Genomic DNA, 22,262 nt, shown 5'->3' on the forward strand with positions numbered 1-22,262 from the left:
TACTAAGGGGATGAAGGTTATGAAAAACTATAAATTACTTACACCAGGTCCATTAACAACTACAAATACGGTCAAAGAAGAAATGCTCTTTGACCGATGTACTTGGGATAACGATTATAAAGAAATAACACAAAAAATTAGAACACAACTTCTAGAGTTGGCAAATGCTTCAGAAGAAGATTATACAGTTGTTTTAATGCAAGGCAGTGGTACATTTTCAGTTGAATCAGTTATAAGTTCATCAATCTCAAAAAATGACAAAGTATTGATTGTAACGAATGGAGCTTATGGTGAACGTATTGTAAAAATGGCTAAGTATATTGGGCTTAATTTCGTTCAATATAGCATTGCATATGATGAGCTACCTAAAGAAGAAGAGTTAAGAGATATTATTGAAAAAGATTCAGCTATTACTCACATCGTAATGGTTCATTGCGAAACAACAACTGGAATTTTAAACCCAATTGAAATGGTCGCCGATCTTTCAAAAGAATATAATAAAACATTAATTATCGATGCAATGAGTAGCTTTGGTGGCATTGAAATTGATATTCAAAAACTGGGGATTGATTACTTAATTAGTAGTGCTAATAAATGTATTCAAGGAGTACCAGGATTTGGATTTGTTATAGCAAAACTAAATAAGCTCGTTCAGTGTGAGGGAATTGCTCGAAGTGTATCTTTAGATTTATTCGATCAATGGAAGGAAATGGACAAGGATGGAAAATGGAGATTTACTTCTCCAACGCATGTTGTTGCGGCATTTTCAAAAGCGATTGATGAGTTAATTGAAGAAGGTGGCATTTCAGCTAGGTATGCTCGCTACAAGAATAATAAACGCGTTTTAAGAATGAGACTGAAAGAAGTGGGAATCAACGCTTATATTTCTGAGGAAAATCAATCGCCAATTATTACAACCTTTTTATTTCCAAGTGAACAGTTTAGCTTTGAAAACTTCTATTATTTCATAAAAGAAAAAGGATTTGTCATCTATCCTGGTAAGCTAACAGATGCTGATACATTCCGTGTAGGAAATATTGGAGAAATTTATGAAGAAGACATCCAAAGTTTATGTAATATTATTGAAGAATATATGGGAGTGGTGACAAAATGAATAAAGTAGAAGGAATTATTTTAGATTGGGCTGGTACTACAGTTGACTTTGGATGTTTTGCGCCAGTAAATGTGTTTATCGATATTTTTAAAAATGCTGGAATTGAAGTAACAATGGAAGAAGCTCGTGCACCAATGGGGATGTTAAAAATCGATCATATTCGTGAAATGCTTTCAATGCCTAGAATTTCTAAGCTTTGGATTGAAAAATATGAGAGACCATTTAATGAACAAGATGTGAATATACTATACGCAAACTTTGAGCCAGCTTTAATGGCTTCACTATCTGATTATGCAGATCCGATTCCTGGAGTAATCGAAGTAGTGCAAGAATTAAGGAATAAAGGTCTTAAAATAGGATCAACAACAGGATACACAAATAAAATGATGGATGTAGTCGTTCCAAATGCTGAGATTAAAGGCTATTATCCAGACTTCTATATTACTCCTGACGAAACAAATTCATTTGGTAGACCGTATCCATATATGATTTACCGTAACATGGAAGCATTAAAGTTAACAGCTCCATGGAAAGTCGTGAAAGTTGGCGATACAATTTCAGATATTAAAGAAGGTATTAATGCAGGTGTTTGGTCTGTCGGCGTCATTATCGGAAGTTCAGAAATGGGACTTAGTTTAGAAGAGTTTAGTAGCTTAACAGATAGTGAGAAAGAAGCAATCATATCAAAAACTGAACAATCATTTAGAAAAAATGGTGCAGATTTTACAATTAAATCAATGAGTGAATTGCCTATGTTAATTGACAAAATTAATGATTTAATTGTAGAAGGTAAGAAAGTAACATGTTAAATACTCATTTGAAAAGAGAGGGCGATATTAACTCAAGCCCTCTTCGCACGGAATGGATGGATCAATTAAATCAAATTAGTCGAGAAGTCATTCAAGAGGATGCAAAGGTTTTTGCAAGACAATCAATGTCTACGCCTTGTCTTAATGGAATTGTCGATGCTAATGGAAGTTATCTAATTGGTGTGAATGGAGACAAATATTTAGATTTTCATGGAAATAGCTCACATCAAGTTGGCTATAAAAATCCATATGTAGTTGAAGCAATCAAAAGACAAGTTGATGAACTCCCATTTATTCCAAGAAGGTTTACGTCTGAGATTGTCATTAAGGCAGCTAATGCATTAGTAAATAAAACAACTTCAAAAGATTACAAGGTTCTATTTACCCCATCTGGGAGTGCAGCTTTCGGACTAGCCCTAAAAATTGCGCGAAAGGTGACTGGACGTCATAAAGTCATTTCGATGTGGGAATCATTTCATGGAGCTGGTTTAGATGCCATTTCAGTTGGTGGAGAATACGTCTTTAAAAAGGATATGGGCCCTCTTATGCCGGGTACATTAAAAGCGATTCCTTTTAATGGATATCGTAATCTATTAAAAACTGACTCACATGAAGAAATAGCGAATTTTTGCTTGGACCATATTGAATATATGATTGAGCATGAAGGAGAAATTGGAGCAATTCTATTAGAACCAATTCGGGCAACTGATACACATATACCAACAAAATCTTATTTTAAGAGACTAAGAGAGATGTGTGATCGACATGGCATTCTATTAATTTTTGATGAAGTTCCGACAGCTCTAATGAGAAGTGGTACATTTTATGTTCATCAAAAATTTGAGATTGAGCCAGATATTCTAGTTCTAGGAAAAGGTTTAGGTGGAGCGGTAATACCTCAAGCGGCTGTACTAGCTCGTACAAAATACGATGTTGCCGAAGAAATATCGCTTGGACATTATACACATGAGAAACCGTCATTAGGTTGTGCAGCGATTTGTTCAACAATTGAGTATATAGATGACTACAACTTGGAAGAGAATTGCCGAATACAATCCGAATACGTAAAGTTAAAATTAGATGAACTTTATGAAAAGTATGAGAGAATCGGTGATATTCGAATTGCGGGTCTATTAATCTCAATTGAGTTAGTAAAGTCTCGCGATACAAAAGAAAAGAATGATGAATTAGCCGAAAAAATTCTTTATTATTGTTTAAATAATGGACTTTCATTTAAGCTTTCTGGAGGCAATTGTATAACATGGCATCCACCTTTAATTGTAACTAAAAGTGAATTAGAGTTTGCTGTGGGCCTTCTTGAAGAAGGGTTGAAAAGGTTTAGTTAATTCTTAGTGTAGCTAAAATTCTATTAATGAGTTTAGCTGCACTTTTATTGTTGGAACAAAAAGGGACATATAAAATCTGAGAATCGCAAATAATTTCTAGTGCTGCAAATAAGTCTAATAGAACAGCAAAATAACGAGTCCAACAGTGCGAATAAATGGTGAAATGCTGCAATTAAACTGCTATCTGCAAATAAAATCTGAGAATCGCAAATAATTACTGGTGCGGCAAATAAGTTTAATAGAACATCAAATAAAGAGTCCAACAGTGCAAATAAATGGTGAAATGCTGCAATTAAACTGCTATCTGCAAATAAAATCTGAAAATCGCAATTAAAATTGGAGAAACTGCAATTAAAAACAGAGAATCGCAAAAAATTAATAATACTGCAATTAAATTCCAAGGAACCGCAAATAAACTTATATGTTACCCATACTGGTAGGGGTATTATAAGTTGGGAATCGTGTAAAAGTAGTATCTTTCTAATGGTAAACTAGCAGAACTGTTCATTTACTAACTAAACCGAATAAAAATCTGCTAATCATCTATAAAAAAGATTAATCAGTCCAACTACAAATGATAAGTACCCCAGAGATACCCCCTCATAGTTATGGCTACAGAATTCTGAACTATTTACGATTAAAAAGGGGCACCCAAGAGTCAGTTAACCTGACTTATGAGACAGCCCCATATACAATCGTATTATTTTAAAATTATTTCACCAATCCGCCTCTTAACTTAGTGACGCCAAATTCTAAATAACATTTTAAACAGCTAAGCATAAATACCCAGCCTTCTTTATTATCGATTAAATGATGAACATATTCTGGGTTGCTTTCATTAAAGCCTTCTTCCACGACTTCAATAATTGTGTTATTTTGATCTTGTTCATTTAATGTAATCGTTACGATATTTCCTTCTTCTGTAGGTCCCCAAGCAAACACAATCTTCTTATTTGACTCAATCTCGATGACTTTAATTTTACCTTCTGCATTGTAAAGATCGTATTTTAGAGTAATGACTTTTCCTTCTTCCCATCGCTCAGAGCTAGAAGAAAACCAAAAGTTACCTATTTTAGTTGGATCAACAAATGCCTCAAATATGTCTTTTGCTGGTTTGAAAATATTAAACTTAGTCACATTATTCATTTAAGTATCAGCCCACTCTCAATTAATTTCATATGTATCATCATTGTCCTTACAAACTTATTTTAAACTGTTATCTCTTAATTGTGAATATTGAGTCGTAATATTCAGATAATACTCTTTTGATTTTAATGGAAAAATAAAATTTAGTAAGATATTGATAAAAATAATAAACGATTACGCTAAAAAGGATAGGCGTCTGCCTATCCCAATTGATACTTTTAATATCGATCCGATTCATGACCCATGTTTTTAGCTTTGTCAGACGCGACATCAGCTGCTTCAGTGCTAGTGTGTTCAGTTTGATTACTATTCGCTTTTTCTAAACCTTCACGCACTCTGCGTCCATATTCTTCATCCGCTTTTGTAAAATAACCAACCATCGTTTCTTGGATATGAGGCTTACATATTTTTAGTGCATCGACTAAATTTGAAATTAGTTCACTTTTTTCAGTTTCGTCGAAAGCACGGTAAGTATTACCAGCTTGGATAAAGTCATTAGGTCGGTCAATTTTTTGTCGTACTAATTTATTATTGTACGCGGGTTCATGATCTTTTCCATTCTTTGGCGCCTCTTTTAATCCACCTAGTGATGAAGGTTCATAATTCACATGTGGGTTTTGACCTGGCGCTGCGTCAACTTTATATTCCATTTGCCCATCACGTTGATTTGTTGCTACATGATTTTTTGGTGAATTAACTGGTAATTGTAAGTAATTTGTTCCAACTCGATATCGTTGTGTATCTGAGTACGAAAAAGTACGACCTTGAAGTAATTTATCATCTGAAAAATCCAGTCCGTCAACTAGAACACCAGTCCCAAATGCAATTTGTTCAACTTCTGCAAAATAGTTTTCTGGATTTTTGTTTAATACCATTTTTCCAACTGGTAAAAAAGGAAACTTTTCTGGATCCCATAGTTTTGTAGGATCCAGTGGATCAAAATCAAGTTCTGGATGCTCATCATCACTCATGATTTGTACACATAATTCCCATTCTGGATAATCGCCTTTCTCAATCGCCTCGTAAAGGTCTTGAGTTGCATGATTATAATTTGTAGATTGGATTTCATCTGCTTCACGTTGTGATAAATTTTTTATTTCCTGTTTTAGCGGTTCCCAGTGGTATTTAATAAGAACTGCCTCGCCATCTTTGTTTACCCACTTATATGTATTAACACCGGACCCTTGCATTTGTCGATAGTTAGCTGGAATTCCCCATGGTGAAAAGAGAAATGTAACCATATGAGTGGATTCTGGTGTTAGATGAAGAAAGTCAAACATTCTTTCAGGATCAGGAAGATTTGTTACTGGATCTGGTTTAAATGAGTGAACCATATCTGGAAATTTTAAAGGATCACGAATAAAAAAGATTTTTAAATTATTACCGACTAAATCCCAATTTCCATCTTCAGTATAAAACTTTGTAGCGAAACCACGTGGATCACGTAAAGTTTCAGGAGAATGTCCACCACCTACAACTGTGGAAAATCGAACATACACAGGTGTTTTTTTCCCCTTCTCTTGAAATAATTTTGCTCTAGTATATTTAGAAATTGCGTGATCACCTACTTTTCCATAGGCTTCGAAATACCCTTGTGCACCGGCTCCACGAGCATGCACAACACGTTCTGGAATTCGTTCACGATCAAAATGAGAGATTTTTTCAAGAAAGTCATAGTTTTCTAAAGTTGTTGGTCCACGATTCCCAACGGTTCTCACGTTTTGATTATCTGTTACTGGATGGCCTTGCCGATTAGTCAATATTTCTTCATTATTCTCTTGATTATCCATAGTTTTCCTCCATTCATACAAATACAAAATTTAGAATGTCCATAAATTTGGAACGATATGCAAATTTTTCCAATTAGGTGTATCGACTCAAAACAACCGAAAAGTTTACAATTTGGATACATTTTATGGCTAATTTTGAAACATTGATTCAATATTATTGAGATGTAAAGTGAGAGGAGGAATTTAAAATGAAGAAAAAATTATTAAAAGCTTTTGTATCAACTATGGCCTTATCTGGCGCATTATTAGTTTCAAATGGTGTAACAGCCGGGCCGACACATGTTAGTGCTGCGGTTTTAAATGCTCCGATTAGTGTATATGAGGTAACTGCAAGTGTATTAAACGTACGAAGTGCTCCAAATACAAGTTCAAAAGTAGTAGACACTTTAAGAAAGAAAGATCAAATTGAGATAGTAAAATTCTATAATGCTAGCTGGGCACAAATTAAAACAACAACTACTAAAAATGGTATAGCTTATGTAAATACTAAATATTTACAAAAAGTACCAACTACTGTTACAACAAAAGCTAATTTAAATTTACGTACAGGTCCAAGTACGAAATATAAAGTTCTAACAGTGATACCAAAAGGTGCAAAAGTCAGTTTCCTTGGTTATCAAACTGAAGGAAAAACTCAAATCGATTATAAGTGGGCAATTGTTTCTTACAATGGTAAAAAAGGATTTGTGAGTACTAGTTATTTAAATATGAAGTAATCTAGTGAAATACCATCAATAAGATTATCTTAACTCTGAGTTAGTTGTTTCATTAATCTATTCCCCCCAAAAAAAGAAAGTGAGCTAAAAGCTCACTTTCTTTCAGTGTGTTAAATATAAAATGTTCAATTGGGAAAGAGGACATTAAATTGAGCTTATTCTGATGAAATAATCATTTTTTGGATGATTTATTAATGGATTTAAATGTTAATATTTTCAGCAATTTCTTGATTCCAATAATCACTAGTAATGATTTTTTCAGAAATTAAAAATATTAATTAAAAAAACAAATTCAGTTGATTAGTTTAATTAAAGTTTGATATTAATTGATCTACAATCTGATTAATATACAACTGTTAAGTTACTCTAAGTAAAAGGCTATTTGATTTGGATTTTATTGCAGACTTTTTTTGATGAACAAGTTGATTGGAGCGGAGGGGTGCTCGACTCCTATGGGATTAGCGGGAAGGCTGAGACCCCGCAGGCTTGCCGAGGAGGCTAAAGAATCTCGCCCCATGGAAAGCGAGCATCCTGTAGTGGAAATCAACATCACACTACTCCTTTTACGAAAATTTGGTGATTCGATTGACAAGGTTGTTTTTCAACAGCATGAAGAAAGTGAGCTAAAAACTCACTTTCTTTTTTTGACCTAATAAGGAAGTTCCTTATAAGCTAACTTATTAATAATCTCTTTATGTTCTGGGTATTTATTATGTAATTGCTCTTGGGTAAATAATTCAAAGTCTTTAAAATCAAATCCAGGTGAAACCATACAGCCTACTAATGAAAAAGTATTTTCTTCCATAACTGATGAACCGAATATTGAATTTTTCGGTACTAAATATTGAGGAACTTCTCCATTTTCTAAATTAAGTCCTAATTTTATTTCTTCGTATTGACCATTCTCATGTATAACATGAACAGTTAATGAACTTCCTGCATGGAAATACCATAATTCGTCAGACTTTAATCTGTGAAAATGAGAAATATCATGTGATTGTAGCAAAAAATAGATACTAGTATAAAGCAATCTATGATCATCATAATTTACCGTTAATTCACGATCAGATATTTGCTCCTTTGATTGATAGGTAGATTTGTAATATCCCCCTTCTGGATGTGCTACTAGTCCAAGTTTAGAAATCCAATATTCTGGATTATTGTTAAACATTTTATCAATCCTTTCTATTACTTCTCCCATCATATTACCTTAATTTTTGTTAATTCTATGAAAAATATGTTGAAAATTTAAAAAAGGTGGTCTTATAAATTAATTGGTAGAATTTATTGAAAATGTACAGAATTTTCCCAATATACAATTTAATAGAAATAGATTACATTAAACTTATTAAATGAAAAAATATGGAGCGGAAGTTCGATGTTTAAAAAAGGGATCTTATATTTAGTGGCAATTTTTACGATTTCGGTCATTATTAACCAAACAATTTTGTCTAATGATGAAAAACCGAAAGTTAAATTTGAGCTAGCAGATAAAACAATTCCATATAAAATAGCAAATTATTCTTGGGGAAAATTATTAGATAAAGATCAATCAACAAATGGTACATATAAAAATATTCAAGAAGAAGTAGCTATTACAGCATTCGAAGGACAGTTTCTAAAGATATATTTTTCAGAACAACCCGAAAATGTGGAAATATTAGAGCACAGTGGGACTAAAAAAGCATACATTTATGACCACAATTTAAATAACTACGGAAGTTACTCATTCCAACTTGGATCTAAAAAAGGAGAAATAATTTATGAAGTAAAAGGTATCTGGAAGGGGAATAATTATTTTACTTATTTGATAAAGGTAAAAGTTATCTAAAAATAAAAGCATTACTTCAAAAAAGAAAGTAATGTTTTTTATTTCCACTAATTTTTAGTAACGATTAATTTCGAAAAAAAGTATAAATGAGGTATAATATTAAATGGTAAATGTTTGGCGAAAGTCAAATACATAGTAAATTAAACGTAGATTTAAAGTTGAAAGAGAGTGGAACAAGATGGGTCGTAAATGGAATAATATTAAAGAGAAGAAAGCTTCAAAAGATGCAAATACTAGTCGTATTTATGCAAAGTTTGGACGTGAAATATATGTAGCTGCGAAGCAAGGTGAGCCGGATCCAGAATCAAACCAAGCTTTAAAAGTTGTACTAGAGCGTGCGAAAACTTATAGTGTACCGAAACATATAGTTGATCGTGCGATTGAAAAAGCAAAAGGTGGTTCTGAAGAAAGTTTTGATGAGCTTCGTTACGAAGGTTTCGGACCAAATGGATCAATGGTAATTGTTGATGCACTTACTAATAATGTAAACCGTACAGCTGCAGAAGTTCGTGCTGCATTTAGTAAAAACGGTGGTAACCTTGGAGTAACAGGTTCAGTATCATATATGTTCGATGCAACGGCTGTAATTGGACTTGAGGGGAAGACTTCTGATGAAGTTCTTGAAATCTTAATGGAAGCAGATGTAGATGTTCGCGATATCTTAGAAGAAGACGACGCTGTAATTGTTTATGCTGATCAAGACCAATTCTATGCAATACAAGAAGCGTTTAAAAACGAAGGTATTACGGAGTTTACAGTAGCTGAATTAACAATGTTAGCGCAAAATGATGTAACTCTTCCAGAAGATGGTCTTGCAAAGTTCGAAAAAATGTTAGACGTTCTTGAAGATATAGAAGATGTTCAACGTGTTTACCACAATGTAGATTTAGGTGAATAGTAGCTTAGCAACAATAAATAGAATGAATTAAGATAAACGTGTTCATTTAGATGAATTAATTTTCATCTGTATGAACGCGTTTTTTGTTTTTTTTGATTAAGCATTTGGCCAGGATTACTCTTAGAATTTATTTAATCCATAATTGCCAAACAGGAAAATATGAATAGTACAGAGAATAGTATTGTTAGTCAATAATTGCTAAAGGATTTCGAATATTATATTCAATTTGAGGAGATCTATACAAATGGATAAATTATTAAAAAACGGGTACAAAGCATTTAAGTACGCGGCTCTTAGAATTGGTGTATTTTTGTTAGTTTTAGCAACTCCAGTAGGTATTTTAATGAGCTTTAATGCTAATGCTGACGAGCGACAAGAACAAGAAATAAATTATTATGAACAATCCGTTGGTGAGAAAGGATTGAAGTTAGAGGAGCAACGAAGAAATTCAGTCATACAAATTAAAAATAGCTCAACAGGCTTTGAAACCATTGCTAGCTGTGATGCGGACTCAAACTCGGAATGTGAATAAAATTATACTTAGAGTTGAGGTAATACATATTCTTGATTTTAATTATGGAGGAGTAAATTATGGAAGAGACGATTAATCAAAATAGCTTCACTCATAGGGAGCTTGCTGCTTCATGTTTTAATAAAGTGTGGGATTTACTTGAATTAGAAAATAGATCTCAAAGTGAAACAGAGGAAATGGTTCATTTATGTCATAGCTCATTTTGGCATTGGACAAAAGTAGAGAGCCATACACCAAGAAATATATCGATCGGATATTGGCAATTGTCACGAGTGTATGCTGTTATAGGGCAAGGGGAAACGGCTTTAGATTACGCAAAAAAATGTGTGAAGATTAGTTTAGAAGCAGAAGTAGAGCCATTCTACATAGCATATGCATATGAGGCTTTATCAAGAGCGTATGCAAAAATAAATCAGTCTACTGAAAGCTTAGCTGCTAAAACTAAAGCGTATGATTATGTAAAAGAAGTAAAGTTTGAAGAAAGTAAAGATATGTTGCTAAAAGATTTAGATACAATTTAATCGAATTTGTTTTAGTAATTAGGCTAGTTGATTTGGGAAGAAACTACAGATGACTTAAAAAGGAGAGCTCAAAGTCAGAGTACTTTTGAGTTCTCCTTTTTTGTATAAATTTTTTGGCGAAAATGCATAGATTAAAGGAAGGAAAAAAGATTAAATACATAAAAAAACCACAAGGAAAAAAATTATCACCTAGTGGATTTTCTTCATTTATAACGGTCTTTATTGAGAACGTTTTTTTAGATAACTTTTAAATCGTATATACTTGAAATGACCCATTTATTTTTTATTTTAACAAGATCCATTGTTACATTACATATATTTCTACCGTTTTTATATTTTCCTTCAGGCTTTATCCCGTCAACAAATGTTATTTCGTATTTTATATTTACCGTTGTTTTTTGATCTTTCTTATTTAAATGAATGACAGATAAATTATCACCGATGAATTTTGCATCAATTACGTTAGACATTATCTTAGTAAAGTAGTAAGAGTGATTGCTGATTTTTAATGAATCTATTACAACAGAGTTATAAATCTCAACATCTTTCCACTTTAAAGCTGTAATGTAGTTTCTTACAGAATTTTGAACATTTTGTTCAATTATGAATTCTGTAGATGCTTCATCGTCCAATCTCTTCTGTTTTTCTTTTTCAATAGATTGTTTTAATGTTAATATAATAATGATGGATATTCCAATAATTACCAAATATAAAATGAGTGGTTTTTTTGTCATATAGGACCTCTACGAGTATAAATTAATTTGGACGATTACTAGCTTGAATTTATTAAATTACTTGATGGCTTGAAAACTAGAAACAATGTTTAAATTATTTATAAAAATAAAAATGGCTTTAATCAAAAAAATCGCAAGATGTAATGATTACATCTTGCTTTAAAACTGGTTATTAAATGGGGGTGCATTTAAAAAATACTAATGAAGTTATTAGTCGTTAGTATCGTTTAATTGCTTGTACTAAAATCATATCATTCTGTTTGACTTTTTTGTATTGGGAAAATTTTTTGAATATAATTTGTCTGAAAAAAAACGAAAAAGTATATTAATGTGTCGGAAAATCTAATAAAATTTAATTATTAAGAGAAAATTAAAAATATTAATATAAGAAATTAATAGTTTCTAGTCATATAAATATCTATTTTAAATAAAGGTGAACAGGAGATTTTATTATGGATTATGGCATGATGATCTTTCATCATCGAAAAAAATTAGGATGGACCCAGGAGAAATTATGTGAAGGAATATGCTCTGTTTCACATTTAAGTAAAATTGAAAACGGTACAAAAGAGGCTGGTATAGAAACGATTGAATTGCTTTTAAAAAAGATGCGAGTTGAAATAGATGCAAATGATAGTATAGATGAAGTGACGGGTCAACTTAAACGATTATGGAATTCAATCGAACGAGCTGACTATGATTCTAGTAAAATACTGTTTGAAGAATTGATTGGTAAAGAGGAAAGTATAAATTATACTAATATATCAAATGATTTTTGTATTACAATTTGGAGATATTATATTTTTGTTGAAGATCTTAAAATGGCAAAGAAAAAATGGAAACAACTTGAGGTAAAAAAGAAGAAATTTTCCCAATATGAAACGATAAAATATTTGTTTACACTATCAATATATTACATAAAAGAAAAGAGATATAATGACTCTCTTCTAGTAATGGATGAAGTACAAGAAATTACGCCAAACCTCGAGATAGATTTCCAGGAATATTGCTTCTATAGAGCTTTAGTATATAGCTTTATTAATCAGACTTCCTTATCTATGTATTTTTGTAATAAAGCAATTCCTATTTTTCTACAAAATAATAATATTAAACGGATCCTTGATGCAAAAATGTTACTTTCACTTCAATTAATTAAGAGCAAGTTATTAGATCGAGCCGAGCAATTTCTAATTGAAATACTAGATTCTTCTGTCATATTAAGTGATAAAACAATACATATGAGTGCTTTACATAATTTAGGCTATTTATACTACCATTCTAATCAACATAAGAAAGCAATTAAATATTACCAAGAATATTTATCTAATATTCAAGAGGACACAGAAGAGTATTTTTTGGTCATTTCAAACATCGCGAATAATATGATGATTATAAATGATTACGAGACGGCTACTAAGTTGTTATGTAAGAATCTCTCTAAAATAAAGGATAAAAGTAGTGCATCCTTTATTCGAATGAAGGTTTTATTACTAGAAGCAAAAAAGGACGAAGCAAATTTAGTTACATATTTACGTGAAGTTGGCTTGCCATTATGGGCTCAAACCAATGATCATGAAAAATTAATTAAATACTATGATCTTGTTACAGAATACTATGAAAAACACGAATCGTTAGAAAAACAAAACATGTTATATAAAGAATACAATAGCACGCTATTAAAAATGATCGAAAGCAGGAAATAACATGATGAAAAGACTATTCAACATTATAACAATATTGTGTTTGTTCACTGTACTATCTATTAATTACGGTCCTAATTTAGTTTCTGATGGTTCGGAGACCTCAATTGTTTCAGATGATTTAGGAACACAACTTTATTCGGATGAAATTGATCAAAGTGAGTCTACAGATGATGGGTTCCAACCATATGATCGATCTAATCGTTCATATGCAGATGAGCCAATTCATCCTAAGGTAGAAAAATTATTATTTATTAGAACTAGATAAATCTATAAATAAGTATCATACATTTTGTGTGGTACTTTTTTTATTAGGAGGTTGGAATGCTGTGTCCTTTGAACAATGTTATAAAGTGTATAAAAGTATGAAGGATTTTAATAAAGGATGGTATATAGCTGGTGGATGGGCAATTGACCTTTTCATAGAAAAACAAACGAGAAATCACCATGATATTGAAATAGCCATTGCGCGTAAGGATCAACTATATCTTAAAGAATATTTACATAACTGGACGTTTAATAAAGTCATTAAAGGGGAATTATCAACTTGGGAGAATGAATATTTAGAGCTACCTACTCATGAAATACATGCCAAAAATGATAAGACAAAAGATGAATTAGAAGTTTTATTAAATGAAATCGAGTTAAATGATTGGAAGTTTAGAAGAGATGAATTGATTACTTGTAAGCTTGACAGATTTTATCGTGTTACAAATGAGGGGATTCCTTACTTGAATCCAGAAATAGTGCTTTTATATAAGGTTAGAAATACAAGAGAAAAAGATCATCAGGACTTTAAAAACGTGAAAGATTATTTGTCCTTTCACAGTAAAGCATGGTTACGTGAAGCAATCTTGATACATCAACCTAATCATGAGTGGCTTGAAGATTTAATATAAAAAGTTGTAGGAGTGAGCATAGATGGAAGTATTGATTAGACCAGTAGAAATAAATGATGCTAAGGCACTTCATCGCATATGCACCCAAGAAAATGTTTTTCCATATATGATATTTCTACCTAGTATGCGAGTAGACATGATGGAAAATAGAATTAGAAACTTACAAGCAAACGAATATGAATTTGTCGCAGAATGTAATGGAGATGTAGTAGGGTTAGTTGGTTTAGTGCAAAGAACAGGTCGCAGGTCTCATGTGGGAGATTTATTTATCGCAACTGATGGAAATCATCATAATAAAGGAATTGGAAAAGCATTGCTTACGAGAGTATTAGATTTGGCAGATCATTGGTTAATGTTAGAAAGAGTAGAGCTAGGAGTATTGGAGACAAATCCTAAGGCACAAGCGCTATATGAAAAGTTTGGGTTTAAAGTTGAAGGTGTTAAAAGAGGGAATATAAAAGCAAATGGGCAATTTGTTAATGAAATAATGATGTGCCGATTTAGGCCAGGTGGTCCGATTCAATAATAGTTAGTAATTGCATAAAATCAGTTTCGATTTGGGGAGTTAAACAGACTTAAATCAAAACGTATGATATGAGCTAATTCATTAGATGAGTGAAGTAAAAATGAAAAATATTTGTACATAAAATTGGACCGGGCAGTAATTACCCGGTCTTTCCTACTTTTAAGTAGTTTAGTATAGGCTATTCACTTCATTAGCAGCCCGTATACCAGACTCAATTGCACCTTGAATCCAAGCGTGGGACCTTGAAGTATGTTCACCTGCAAAGTGTAATCTGCCTTCAGGAGAAGAAATATAAGAATTCAGTTCTTCTTCTTGCCCCGGTTCAAAAAATGTAAAGGCACCAACAGAAAATGGATTTTGACTCCAGCTAAAGGACGTTCCAGTTACAAATTCAGAATAAACTTGGTTCCCCCAAATCTTAGACAAATCCCTTAAAGCATAATGAATACGCTCTTCTTCAGTTAAGGCACTCAATGTTAGCGCCTCATCTGCCCACGTATAGCTTGCCTTGACAACTGCTGGACCTGAGGTGCCAATTCCAGTACTAGGATAGAGTGAAAGTCTGGTAGGCAAATCGGTTGTAGACATACCACCGAATTGACCATATTTCTCCCAAAATCTACTTTTAAATTCAATTCCAATTTTTGTTGCAGACATGTAGTTTATTTCGCGAATTGCTTTTCGTTTGTAATAAGAAATCGAATGAAATGGTTCAATTTCCACAAATCTTAAGAGTGAAAATGGTATAGCTATAATGGCAAGGTCTGCGTTCATAATGTATTGGTTTGCAGTTGTATTGTCAGTTGTTTGGATTGTTAGGGAATTACCATTTTGAATAATTTTAGTCAGTTTATAATTTAATAGTATATTATCCTTTAATTGAGGAAGAAACGCTTTAGGTAAAAGATCCATTCCACCTGTTATTTCATAAAATTTCGTTGCCGATTTAAAAGTGACCTGTTCCCTCAATACTTCTAAAAAGGACATTCCCATAAATGCTTCAAAATCAAGGAGCACCCCAATCATATCAACTGCACCTACAGAAAAGTACGAATTTAAAAAAGAACCAAATGAAATATTACCATACCTTTTTTCGACTATTTCCCAATTAGTCGATTGATTTTGGTTAATAAAATTGATAAATGGCTGTAAAGCTTGGTCCAATAACACATCTGAAGTTTTTCCTTTTTCGTTTGGTGCTACTGGATAATTTAATATATCAGGATTGCTTTTATAGTTAGTTTGATTTGTTTTTATTCCATTTGCATAAATGATATCGTTTCGGGTTTCATTAATAAATTCATTTACTGGCAAATTGAATTTTCTAATATACTCTAAAGTTAAATGATGAACATTTGGGATTCGTAATGGACCAGCATTTAAATAGAGCCCATTACTAAACGGAGCACGTAAAGTATAAGCACGACCACCAATTCGATCATTTGCCTCAATAATTGTGACATGGTGTCCTGCATTCTTTAATAATGAAGCTGCGGTCAAACCAGCCATTCCAGCGCCTACGATAATTACTTTTTTTGAGGATTCAGTTTTTCTAAGGCCGTTTTGAATGATTGAAATCATTTGATCAGTTGTTAGTGGAGAACTTGTCATATATTCTCCTCCTTTACAATTCCTTCATTACATTTTATTCGCATTCAAGAGAACGTATGTAATTGATTTGAATTTGAAGGTATGACTAGTTTCAGTTGGAATTATAAATCATTTTATTAACAATTAAAGGAGAATACTGTCTAAAAATCTAATAATTATTAATGGATACCTCGTACTTTATTTACTTTCATACTTTGGTCGTAGACAGATTGATACTGCAGGATGTTATCTAGATTTTTTAATTTCCATAAAATGTGATTATTAGAAGTTTTTAATTGGAGGTTAAAAAATGAAAAAATTTATTATTTCTGCTTTATTAATGATTACCTCGGTATTCGTTCTTGCGAGTTGTTCAATTTTTAACAATGAAAAGGTAAAAGAAGAAACTGTTTCTATTCATAAAGATCAAGCTAAAAAATTGGATGTTAGTTTAGATTTAGGTGCTGGAATCATGAATGTTTCTAAAGGTACAAAAAATTGGGTAGACGGAACGATCGAATATAACAATAAATATTTTAATCCGAATGTATCATATAAGCTCAAAGATTCCACGGGAGAAATAAGAATAGATCAATCTAAAAAGCATTTTCCAAAAGTGAAAATTGGTAAATTAAAGAATGAATGGAATTTGAAGCTTTCGAATAAACTTCCGATTGATTTAGATGTTAATACTGGCGCATCAAAAACAAATCTTGATTTACGTGGACTAGATTTAAATGATTTAGAGATAGAGGCTGGAGTCGGGGAGCTTAATGTTAATTTAGGTGGAAACTGGAAAAAAAGCTTCGAAGCAAATATTGAAACAGGGGTTGGAAAAACGACCATCGTGTTACCTTCTGATGTGGGTGTAAAGATAAATTTAAGTAAGGGAATTGGCAAAACGAATGTAATCGATTTAATTTCAAAAGGAAATGGTGTTTATGTTAATGAAGCGTATGAAAACGCTGATGTTAAATTAACAATAAATGTAGATTTAGGTGTAGGAGAGGTAAACTTTAAAGTAGATTAATATAAAATCAATTTGAAAGTAATAGAAAAATAGTTTCATAAAAACTTTTATCTCTAAGGAGGAATTCAATGCTAAAAAATGCAGTTGAATCAGTTATTGATTGTATGGCATCAGGTAAGGGGATGTCTGATATACAAAGAATACAAACAGAACATCGTTTTAAATTAGTTGAGTTTTGGAATATAGAAAAGGGTAGTAAAGTATTAGAGATAGGCTGTGGTCAAGGAGATACGACGGCCGTTTTAGCATATATTGTCGGGGAAAATGGATTTGTTCATGGAATCGATATTGGCCCACCAACATACGGCAGTCCAGTTTCATTAGGAGATTCAGCGGACTTCCTATTACAATCCAATTTAGGTAAACAACTAAAGATAGAATTTGAAATTGATATATTATCACCAACTGTTGATTTCCATGAAGATGAGTTTGATTATATTGTAATGTCTCACTGCTCATGGTACTTAAAATCACATGAAGAATTTACTGCAGTCTTAAAAAAGATTAAAAAATGGGGTAAAAAATTATGCTTTGCCGAATGGGATACAAGAATTAGCTCAATTGAGCAGTACCCGCATTTACTATCTATTTTAATTCAAGCTCAGTATGAGTCATTAAAACAAAACAGTGAATCAAATATTCGCACCCTTTTTACTCCAAATGATATGAAAAATATTTGTAAAGCTTCAGGGTGGAACATAATGAATGAAACATCTATATTCTCTCCAAAATTACAGGATGCTAGATGGGAGATTAATAAGACTTTGGCGGATATCGATATTGAACTCAATAATTTTGAAAATATGCCTAGTAAATTAAATGGACTAATTCGATCAGAAGTAAAAATGCTAGAAGAGTCTATTACTTCCAATGAAATCAAACCTTTATCGATATTTGCATTTGTAGCGGAATAAAACTTCAAAATCAAAAATGAAAAAGCATCTAGATTCTAGATGCTTTTTTTACTATTGAGGATGATAATTCCTTTGATAAATGTATGGATAGCTTGGATAGTAATATGGAAACAAGTATATTGATACAACGGAAGAAAGTGGGACAGTGACCTTTTTATATATTCGGTATCTAGGGAGAAAAGTTTCGCCGCTGTTTTGTCTTACTTCAAAAAAACGCGATTCCGGTGCGGCGAGGTCTTCAGGGACGAGTAATTCCGCGCTACTCGAATTGTTATCTAATAAAATTCCTTCTAATAAAGCTCTTTCAGAAGTTTGAAACACTACATGGCATAGTTTATATTTTTTGCATTTATCTTGCATATTTCGAATATGTGGGTGTTCCATGAAATCCCTCCCATTTGTACTCATTACTAAATGTATGATTTCAGATAAAGGACTAGAATATTGTCCAAACTAATTAATGATAAGAACAATGAAAAAAAAGAACAAGATGTTTCCAAGATGTAAATTTTTTGCATTTAAAGTAAAAACGTTTAGTAATTCAGTACCGAGCAATCTATAATTTTTCTAAGGAAATATTAAAAATCCAAAAATAAAGTTTAAGTAAATAAAACTAAAAACATAAATTATGAATTTAGGTGAGGTAATTGCAAGGGAAAGTATTAATTGTAGATGATGAAAAAAGTATTGTAGATCCATTAACTTACGCATTTCGTAGAGAAGGGTTTATCGTAGAAAACGCATTTAATGGAAAAGAAGCATTAGATAAGATTCCAGATTTTAAACCAGATATTTTAATATCGGATATTATGATGCCTGTAATGAACGGTTTAGACTTATGTAAACAAATTGGAAATAAAGAAGGACTTGGCATTATTTTACTTACAGCTAAGGATGATATTATTGATCGAGTTTTAGGATTAGAGTTTGGAGCCGATGATTATATAACAAAACCGTTTGATATTAGGGAATTACTTGCTAGAACTAGATCTTTACTACGAAGATTAAAAAAACAATCAACACCTGATGAAAAAAAGAGCATTTCAATTAATAAGCTTCAAGTAATTCCTGCTCAAAGAAAAGTGACTGTTGATGGAAGCAATATAGAACTAACACCTAAAGAATTCGACCTTCTTGTTTTATTAATTTCAAATATGGATCGAATTTTTAGCAGAGATGAATTATTAGATTTAGTATGGGGAATGGAGTATATCGGTGGAACGAGAACTGTCGATATTCATATCCAACGTTTACGTAAAAAGCTTGGTAATTCTTATCAACATTTAATTCAAACTGTTTTTGGAGTTGGATATAAGATATCTAGTGAAACTAAATGAAACTAAGTATTAAAGTTAAATCGAGCTTGTTTTTAGCTATGCTATTAATTGGAACTGTCATTGTCTTAAGTATATTAGTCTTACAGGGGATAAAACAAAATCAGCAAAAACAAACTGAAGAAACACTTGCTAGGCAAAGTAAATTAGCAAATGTATATGTAAAGCAAGTTTATTTAAGTCAAACAACAGAAAATCCTCAAGATTTTTTTAAACAATATGGTCGGGAAATTGCTAGACAGATTGGGATTATTAGTAGTCTTCATGTGACAATTTTTAATATGTCTGGAAAAGTTGTAGGAGATTCTCTTCCATTAGAATCTACAAGAAATGTAAGGGATACATTAAGTTATGCGTTAAAAGGTAAGATTGCATATCAGGAGAGCGGTGATACATTATCTTATTTTGCACCAATTTATAATGCGAATCATCAAATTGGGGTAGTTCAGTTTGATTATTCATTAATTAATAGTAAGAAGTTTTATGATAATACAATTAAACTCTTTATTAAAATTGGTTTAATAACTACAATTCTTAGTTTTATCATTGGATATTTCTTTTTTAATTCTCTTGTTATGAGTATTTTAAAACTTAGAAAAGTAACGGAGGAAATCCAATTAGGAAACTATCCAGACCGTTCTACTTTAAGTCGAAAAGATGAATTGGGTTATTTAAGCCAAGCAATTTTCTACATGAGTAATGAAATTCAAAATAATATAAAAGGCATTCAACAAGAAAAGGAAAATCTGCAATTAGCTGTTGAAAAGCTTAAAGTTTTAGAAAAACAACAAAAGCAATTTATTGGATCGATTACACATGAGTTTAAAACCCCACTGACCGTAATTAGGGCTTATATTGATTTATTAGACATGTATTCAGATGATCCAAAATTATTAGAAGAAGCAATTAGTACAATAGGTAAAGAATCACTTCGTCTTTACGATATGGTTGAAAAAATATTAAAGCTAGCAGAGCTTGAAAAATATGACTTTGAAATTGTAAAAGAAAAAATTGATGTTTATTCCCTTTTAGAAGATCTCTGTTTAAGAATGAAAGGGAAAATGACTAAGTTTGGTTTATCTATCCGTACAAATTTTGAACACGCAACGATTCTTATTGATAAAGAAAGCTTTACATTAATCATTATGAATTTATTAGATAATGCCATTAAATATAATAAAACAAATGGTGAGATATACGTTTCGAATAAGATTGAAAATAATCGTTTAGTTATGAATATATCAGATACGGGTATTGGTATTTCTTCGGAATTAGTGGATAAAATATTTGAACCATTTTTTACTGTAAATAAAGATCGTTCTCGCCAATCAGGAGGATCTGGTTTAGGGCTTGCTTTAACAAAGGATTTAATTGAAAAGCAAAATGGTACGATTCGTGTTGAATCGAAAGAAGGTAGCGGATCAAATTTTATCATTACATTTCCGTTAGCGGAGTAAAAGTTTACAAATTTGAAACATGATATGTCAAAAATAGAAACATTCTAAACGTATCATAAAATTTGTACGAATGTAGGAAGGTGATGTGATGTATAAAAAGTACATGATTAAAGTATTTTTTCTAGTTAGTACAATACTATTAATATCTGGATGTCAAAGTCAAAATGAAGATATAGTAATTGAAAAAAAACATAAAAAGATTACTGTATTAACAGGAAATGAAGAGGTTGTAACAAACGAGTTAGCCCTTGAGAAAATAGATCGTTATGAGGGTATTCGCGGGACGGATTGGTTGGATGATCATACAATTTTAACTGAGCAAAAAAATACGAAATTACCAAAATCAGTAATGACAGATAATGGTGATTATACTTATCATATTAATTTATTCTCATATGATCTAAACACAAACAAATCAAAAGTATTAGCAAGTGAGGAGCATGATCAAGTAGGTGCCGTTATTTCACCTGATAAAAAGCATATTTTTTATAAGCAAACAGAGGATGGAAATTCTGGTACAGGATTTATTATAAATTCTGAAGGAACTGGGAAGGTTAAAGTGTCAGAGCCGGATACCATCTATGCATTTGCGACAGAAGGACGATGGATCGACAATCAGACTATCATTTATTCAACAATATTTCAGCAAATGTATTCAGCTGATTTAGATGGACAAGTAAAAAAGATTGATGCGAACTCTGATAAAGTTAATTTAATAAGGAAAAAATACAACGAGCAAAAAGTTGAATGGGTTATCCCATCACTAGATCAAAAGCAATTCGCTATTGTTAGAAAAATTACTCCAACCAAAAGAGAGTTGTTTATTACCGATGAAAATGGAAGAAAAACTGTATCGTTAGCTACTGGAACTCAAATTTTCGGTGCAGGTTGGTCGCCAAACTCCAAAACATTAGCTTTTTCTGTAATTTCAGAAGATAAGGGAGAAAGAGGATTATTCGTGATCGATGTCAAATCTAGAAAGATAACACAATTATCGACTGATTTAGACGAGATTGCTGGGCCAATTACTTGGAGTCCATCCGGTAAAAAAATATTGGTTTCTAAAGTGATGTTAAAAGATAATCTAAATGAATTTGTGACTTATGTATTAACGTTGAAAAATTAAGAAACGAAATAGTTTCTCATATAGAAAGTGAGAGAAAAACTCACTTTCTCTTTTTTCACTTTAGGAAAGTATAATTTGGCAGCAAGGAGTCATACTCTACGTGGTGACCAATGTTAGGAATAAAGTATAAGTGCTACTACGCCTCTGCCTTCGCTTATGCCCGGTCAGTCGACGAGTTTTCTATATGAGTATTTTGAGCGATTTTATGTAATATCTTTGTCTAAATGTAGTAGGTGAGGCTCAGGTATC

General features: G+C 31.9%; 23 protein-coding genes and 1 pseudogene. 18 read left to right on the forward strand and 6 right to left on the reverse strand.

All coding sequences use genetic code 11. The features are described from left to right. Positions 1-19 precede the first annotated feature (19 nt). Genes phnW through pbfA form a run of 3 tightly spaced genes read left to right on the forward strand, consistent with a single transcriptional unit; the run spans position 20 to position 3,269 of the window. Positions 20-1,114 (forward strand): 2-aminoethylphosphonate--pyruvate transaminase, encoded by a 1,095-nt coding sequence (gene phnW, locus BM319_RS19315; protein WP_091024257.1) that lies wholly within the window; start codon positions 20-22, stop codon positions 1,112-1,114. After that, positions 1,111-1,923: a phosphonoacetaldehyde hydrolase gene (gene phnX / locus BM319_RS19320; protein WP_069033330.1), complete on the forward strand. Its 813-nt coding sequence runs from the start codon at positions 1,111-1,113 to the stop codon at positions 1,921-1,923. The genes phnW and phnX overlap by 4 nt, the downstream gene beginning before the upstream one ends. Then, complete coding sequence (gene pbfA / locus BM319_RS19325) at positions 1,917-3,269, forward strand: (R)-1-hydroxy-2-aminoethylphosphonate ammonia-lyase (RefSeq protein WP_069033329.1); 1,353 nt, start codon at positions 1,917-1,919, stop codon at positions 3,267-3,269. The genes phnX and pbfA overlap by 7 nt, the downstream gene beginning before the upstream one ends. 711 nt (positions 3,270-3,980) lie before the next feature. Here the strand turns inward: pbfA and BM319_RS19330 are convergent. Further along, positions 3,981-4,415: an SRPBCC domain-containing protein gene (locus BM319_RS19330; protein ID WP_069033328.1), complete on the reverse strand. Its 435-nt coding sequence runs from the start codon at positions 4,413-4,415 to the stop codon at positions 3,981-3,983. A 218-nt stretch (positions 4,416-4,633) separates the two neighbouring features. Further along, a pseudogene (locus BM319_RS19335) lies at positions 4,634-6,196 on the reverse strand (catalase); the annotation flags it as partial. A gap of 197 nt (positions 6,197-6,393) precedes the next feature. Here BM319_RS19335 and BM319_RS19340 point away from each other — a divergent pair. Next, positions 6,394-6,921 carry an SH3 domain-containing protein gene (locus BM319_RS19340; RefSeq protein WP_069033326.1) on the forward strand — a complete coding sequence of 176 codons (528 nt, stop codon included), beginning with the start codon at positions 6,394-6,396 and terminating at the stop codon, positions 6,919-6,921. Positions 6,922-7,373: 452 nt separating this feature from the next. Next, positions 7,374-7,574 carry a hypothetical protein gene (locus tag BM319_RS19345; RefSeq protein WP_069033325.1) on the forward strand — a complete coding sequence of 67 codons (201 nt, stop codon included), beginning with the start codon at positions 7,374-7,376 and terminating at the stop codon, positions 7,572-7,574. On the opposite strand, the gene BM319_RS19350 is transcribed toward BM319_RS19345, so the two are convergent. Continuing rightward, complete coding sequence (locus BM319_RS19350) at positions 7,571-8,092, reverse strand: cupin domain-containing protein (protein WP_069033357.1); 522 nt, start codon at positions 8,090-8,092, stop codon at positions 7,571-7,573. The two genes, BM319_RS19345 and BM319_RS19350, sit on opposite strands and share 4 nt — an antisense overlap. A 207-nt stretch (positions 8,093-8,299) precedes the next feature. On the opposite strand from BM319_RS19350, the gene BM319_RS19355 reads away from it, so the two are divergent. From BM319_RS19355 to BM319_RS19370, 4 genes are all read left to right on the forward strand, one after another. Next, positions 8,300-8,752: a hypothetical protein gene (locus BM319_RS19355; RefSeq protein WP_069033324.1), complete on the forward strand. Its 453-nt coding sequence runs from the start codon at positions 8,300-8,302 to the stop codon at positions 8,750-8,752. Positions 8,753-8,930: 178 nt separating this feature from the next. Further along, the gene (locus tag BM319_RS19360; protein ID WP_069033323.1) at positions 8,931-9,650 is read left to right on the forward strand and encodes a YebC/PmpR family DNA-binding transcriptional regulator; all 720 of its coding nucleotides are present in this window, start codon (positions 8,931-8,933) and stop codon (positions 9,648-9,650) included. A 244-nt stretch (positions 9,651-9,894) separates the two neighbouring features. After that, entirely contained in the window at positions 9,895-10,182 is a 288-nt protein-coding gene (locus BM319_RS19365) for a hypothetical protein (RefSeq protein ID WP_069033322.1), read from the forward strand. A 59-nt stretch (positions 10,183-10,241) separates the two neighbouring features. After that, positions 10,242-10,703, forward strand: a complete 462-nt coding sequence (locus tag BM319_RS19370; protein ID WP_069033321.1) for a hypothetical protein — start codon at positions 10,242-10,244, stop codon at positions 10,701-10,703. 236 nt (positions 10,704-10,939) lie between these two features. Here BM319_RS19370 and BM319_RS19375 read toward each other — a convergent pair whose 3' ends face one another. Then, complete coding sequence (locus BM319_RS19375; protein ID WP_069033320.1) at positions 10,940-11,437, reverse strand: hypothetical protein; 498 nt, start codon at positions 11,435-11,437, stop codon at positions 10,940-10,942. Positions 11,438-11,889: 452 nt separating this feature from the next. Here BM319_RS19375 and BM319_RS19380 point away from each other — a divergent pair, with 452 nt between their 5' ends. The 4 genes from BM319_RS19380 to BM319_RS19395 all read left to right on the forward strand — a co-directional run bounded on the left by BM319_RS19380 (position 11,890) and on the right by BM319_RS19395 (position 14,562). After that, a complete protein-coding gene (locus BM319_RS19380; RefSeq protein ID WP_069033319.1) occupies positions 11,890-13,140 on the forward strand; it encodes a helix-turn-helix domain-containing protein in 1,251 nt (416 codons plus the stop codon). Between the two features lies 1 nt (position 13,141). Next, positions 13,142-13,405, forward strand: coding sequence for a hypothetical protein (locus BM319_RS19385; protein ID WP_091024260.1), 264 nt, complete (start codon positions 13,142-13,144; stop codon positions 13,403-13,405). A gap of 61 nt (positions 13,406-13,466) precedes the next feature. Beyond that, complete coding sequence (locus BM319_RS19390; protein ID WP_069033317.1) at positions 13,467-14,036, forward strand: nucleotidyltransferase domain-containing protein; 570 nt, start codon at positions 13,467-13,469, stop codon at positions 14,034-14,036. Positions 14,037-14,058: 22 nt separating this feature from the next. Continuing rightward, on the forward strand, positions 14,059-14,562 hold the full coding sequence (locus BM319_RS19395; RefSeq protein ID WP_069033316.1) for a GNAT family N-acetyltransferase: 504 nt from the start codon (positions 14,059-14,061) through the stop codon (positions 14,560-14,562). 168 nt (positions 14,563-14,730) lie between these two features. On the opposite strand, the gene BM319_RS19400 is transcribed toward BM319_RS19395, so the two are convergent. Beyond that, entirely contained in the window at positions 14,731-16,173 is a 1,443-nt protein-coding gene (locus BM319_RS19400; RefSeq protein ID WP_069033315.1) for a flavin monoamine oxidase family protein, read from the reverse strand. A 289-nt stretch (positions 16,174-16,462) separates the two neighbouring features. Between BM319_RS19400 and BM319_RS19405 the strand changes: the two genes are divergently transcribed. Both BM319_RS19405 and BM319_RS19410 read left to right on the forward strand, forming a co-directional pair. After that, positions 16,463-17,182, forward strand: coding sequence for a toast rack family protein (locus BM319_RS19405; protein ID WP_091024262.1), 720 nt, complete (start codon positions 16,463-16,465; stop codon positions 17,180-17,182). Positions 17,183-17,250: 68 nt separating this feature from the next. Further along, positions 17,251-18,096 carry a class I SAM-dependent methyltransferase gene (locus BM319_RS19410; protein WP_069033313.1) on the forward strand — a complete coding sequence of 282 codons (846 nt, stop codon included), beginning with the start codon at positions 17,251-17,253 and terminating at the stop codon, positions 18,094-18,096. A 51-nt stretch (positions 18,097-18,147) separates the two neighbouring features. Here BM319_RS19410 and BM319_RS19415 read toward each other — a convergent pair whose 3' ends face one another. Further along, positions 18,148-18,480: a hypothetical protein gene (locus BM319_RS19415; protein WP_091024263.1), complete on the reverse strand. Its 333-nt coding sequence runs from the start codon at positions 18,478-18,480 to the stop codon at positions 18,148-18,150. Positions 18,481-18,743: 263 nt separating this feature from the next. Between BM319_RS19415 and BM319_RS19420 the strand changes: the two genes are divergently transcribed. From BM319_RS19420 to BM319_RS19430, 3 genes are all read left to right on the forward strand, one after another. Further along, positions 18,744-19,433: a response regulator transcription factor gene (locus BM319_RS19420; protein WP_069033311.1), complete on the forward strand. Its 690-nt coding sequence runs from the start codon at positions 18,744-18,746 to the stop codon at positions 19,431-19,433. Next, positions 19,430-20,887, forward strand: coding sequence for a sensor histidine kinase (locus BM319_RS19425; RefSeq protein WP_069033310.1), 1,458 nt, complete (start codon positions 19,430-19,432; stop codon positions 20,885-20,887). Before BM319_RS19420 ends, BM319_RS19425 begins: the two co-directional genes overlap by 4 nt. Positions 20,888-20,975: 88 nt before the next feature. Continuing rightward, positions 20,976-22,013 (forward strand): TolB family protein, encoded by a 1,038-nt coding sequence (locus BM319_RS19430; RefSeq protein WP_069033309.1) that lies wholly within the window; start codon positions 20,976-20,978, stop codon positions 22,011-22,013. The last annotated feature ends 249 nt before the right edge of the window (positions 22,014-22,262 follow it).

This window comes from Bacillus sp. UNCCL81 (assembly GCF_900112535.1).
GTDB lineage: Bacteria > Bacillota > Bacilli > Bacillales > Bacillaceae_G > Gottfriedia > Gottfriedia luciferensis_B.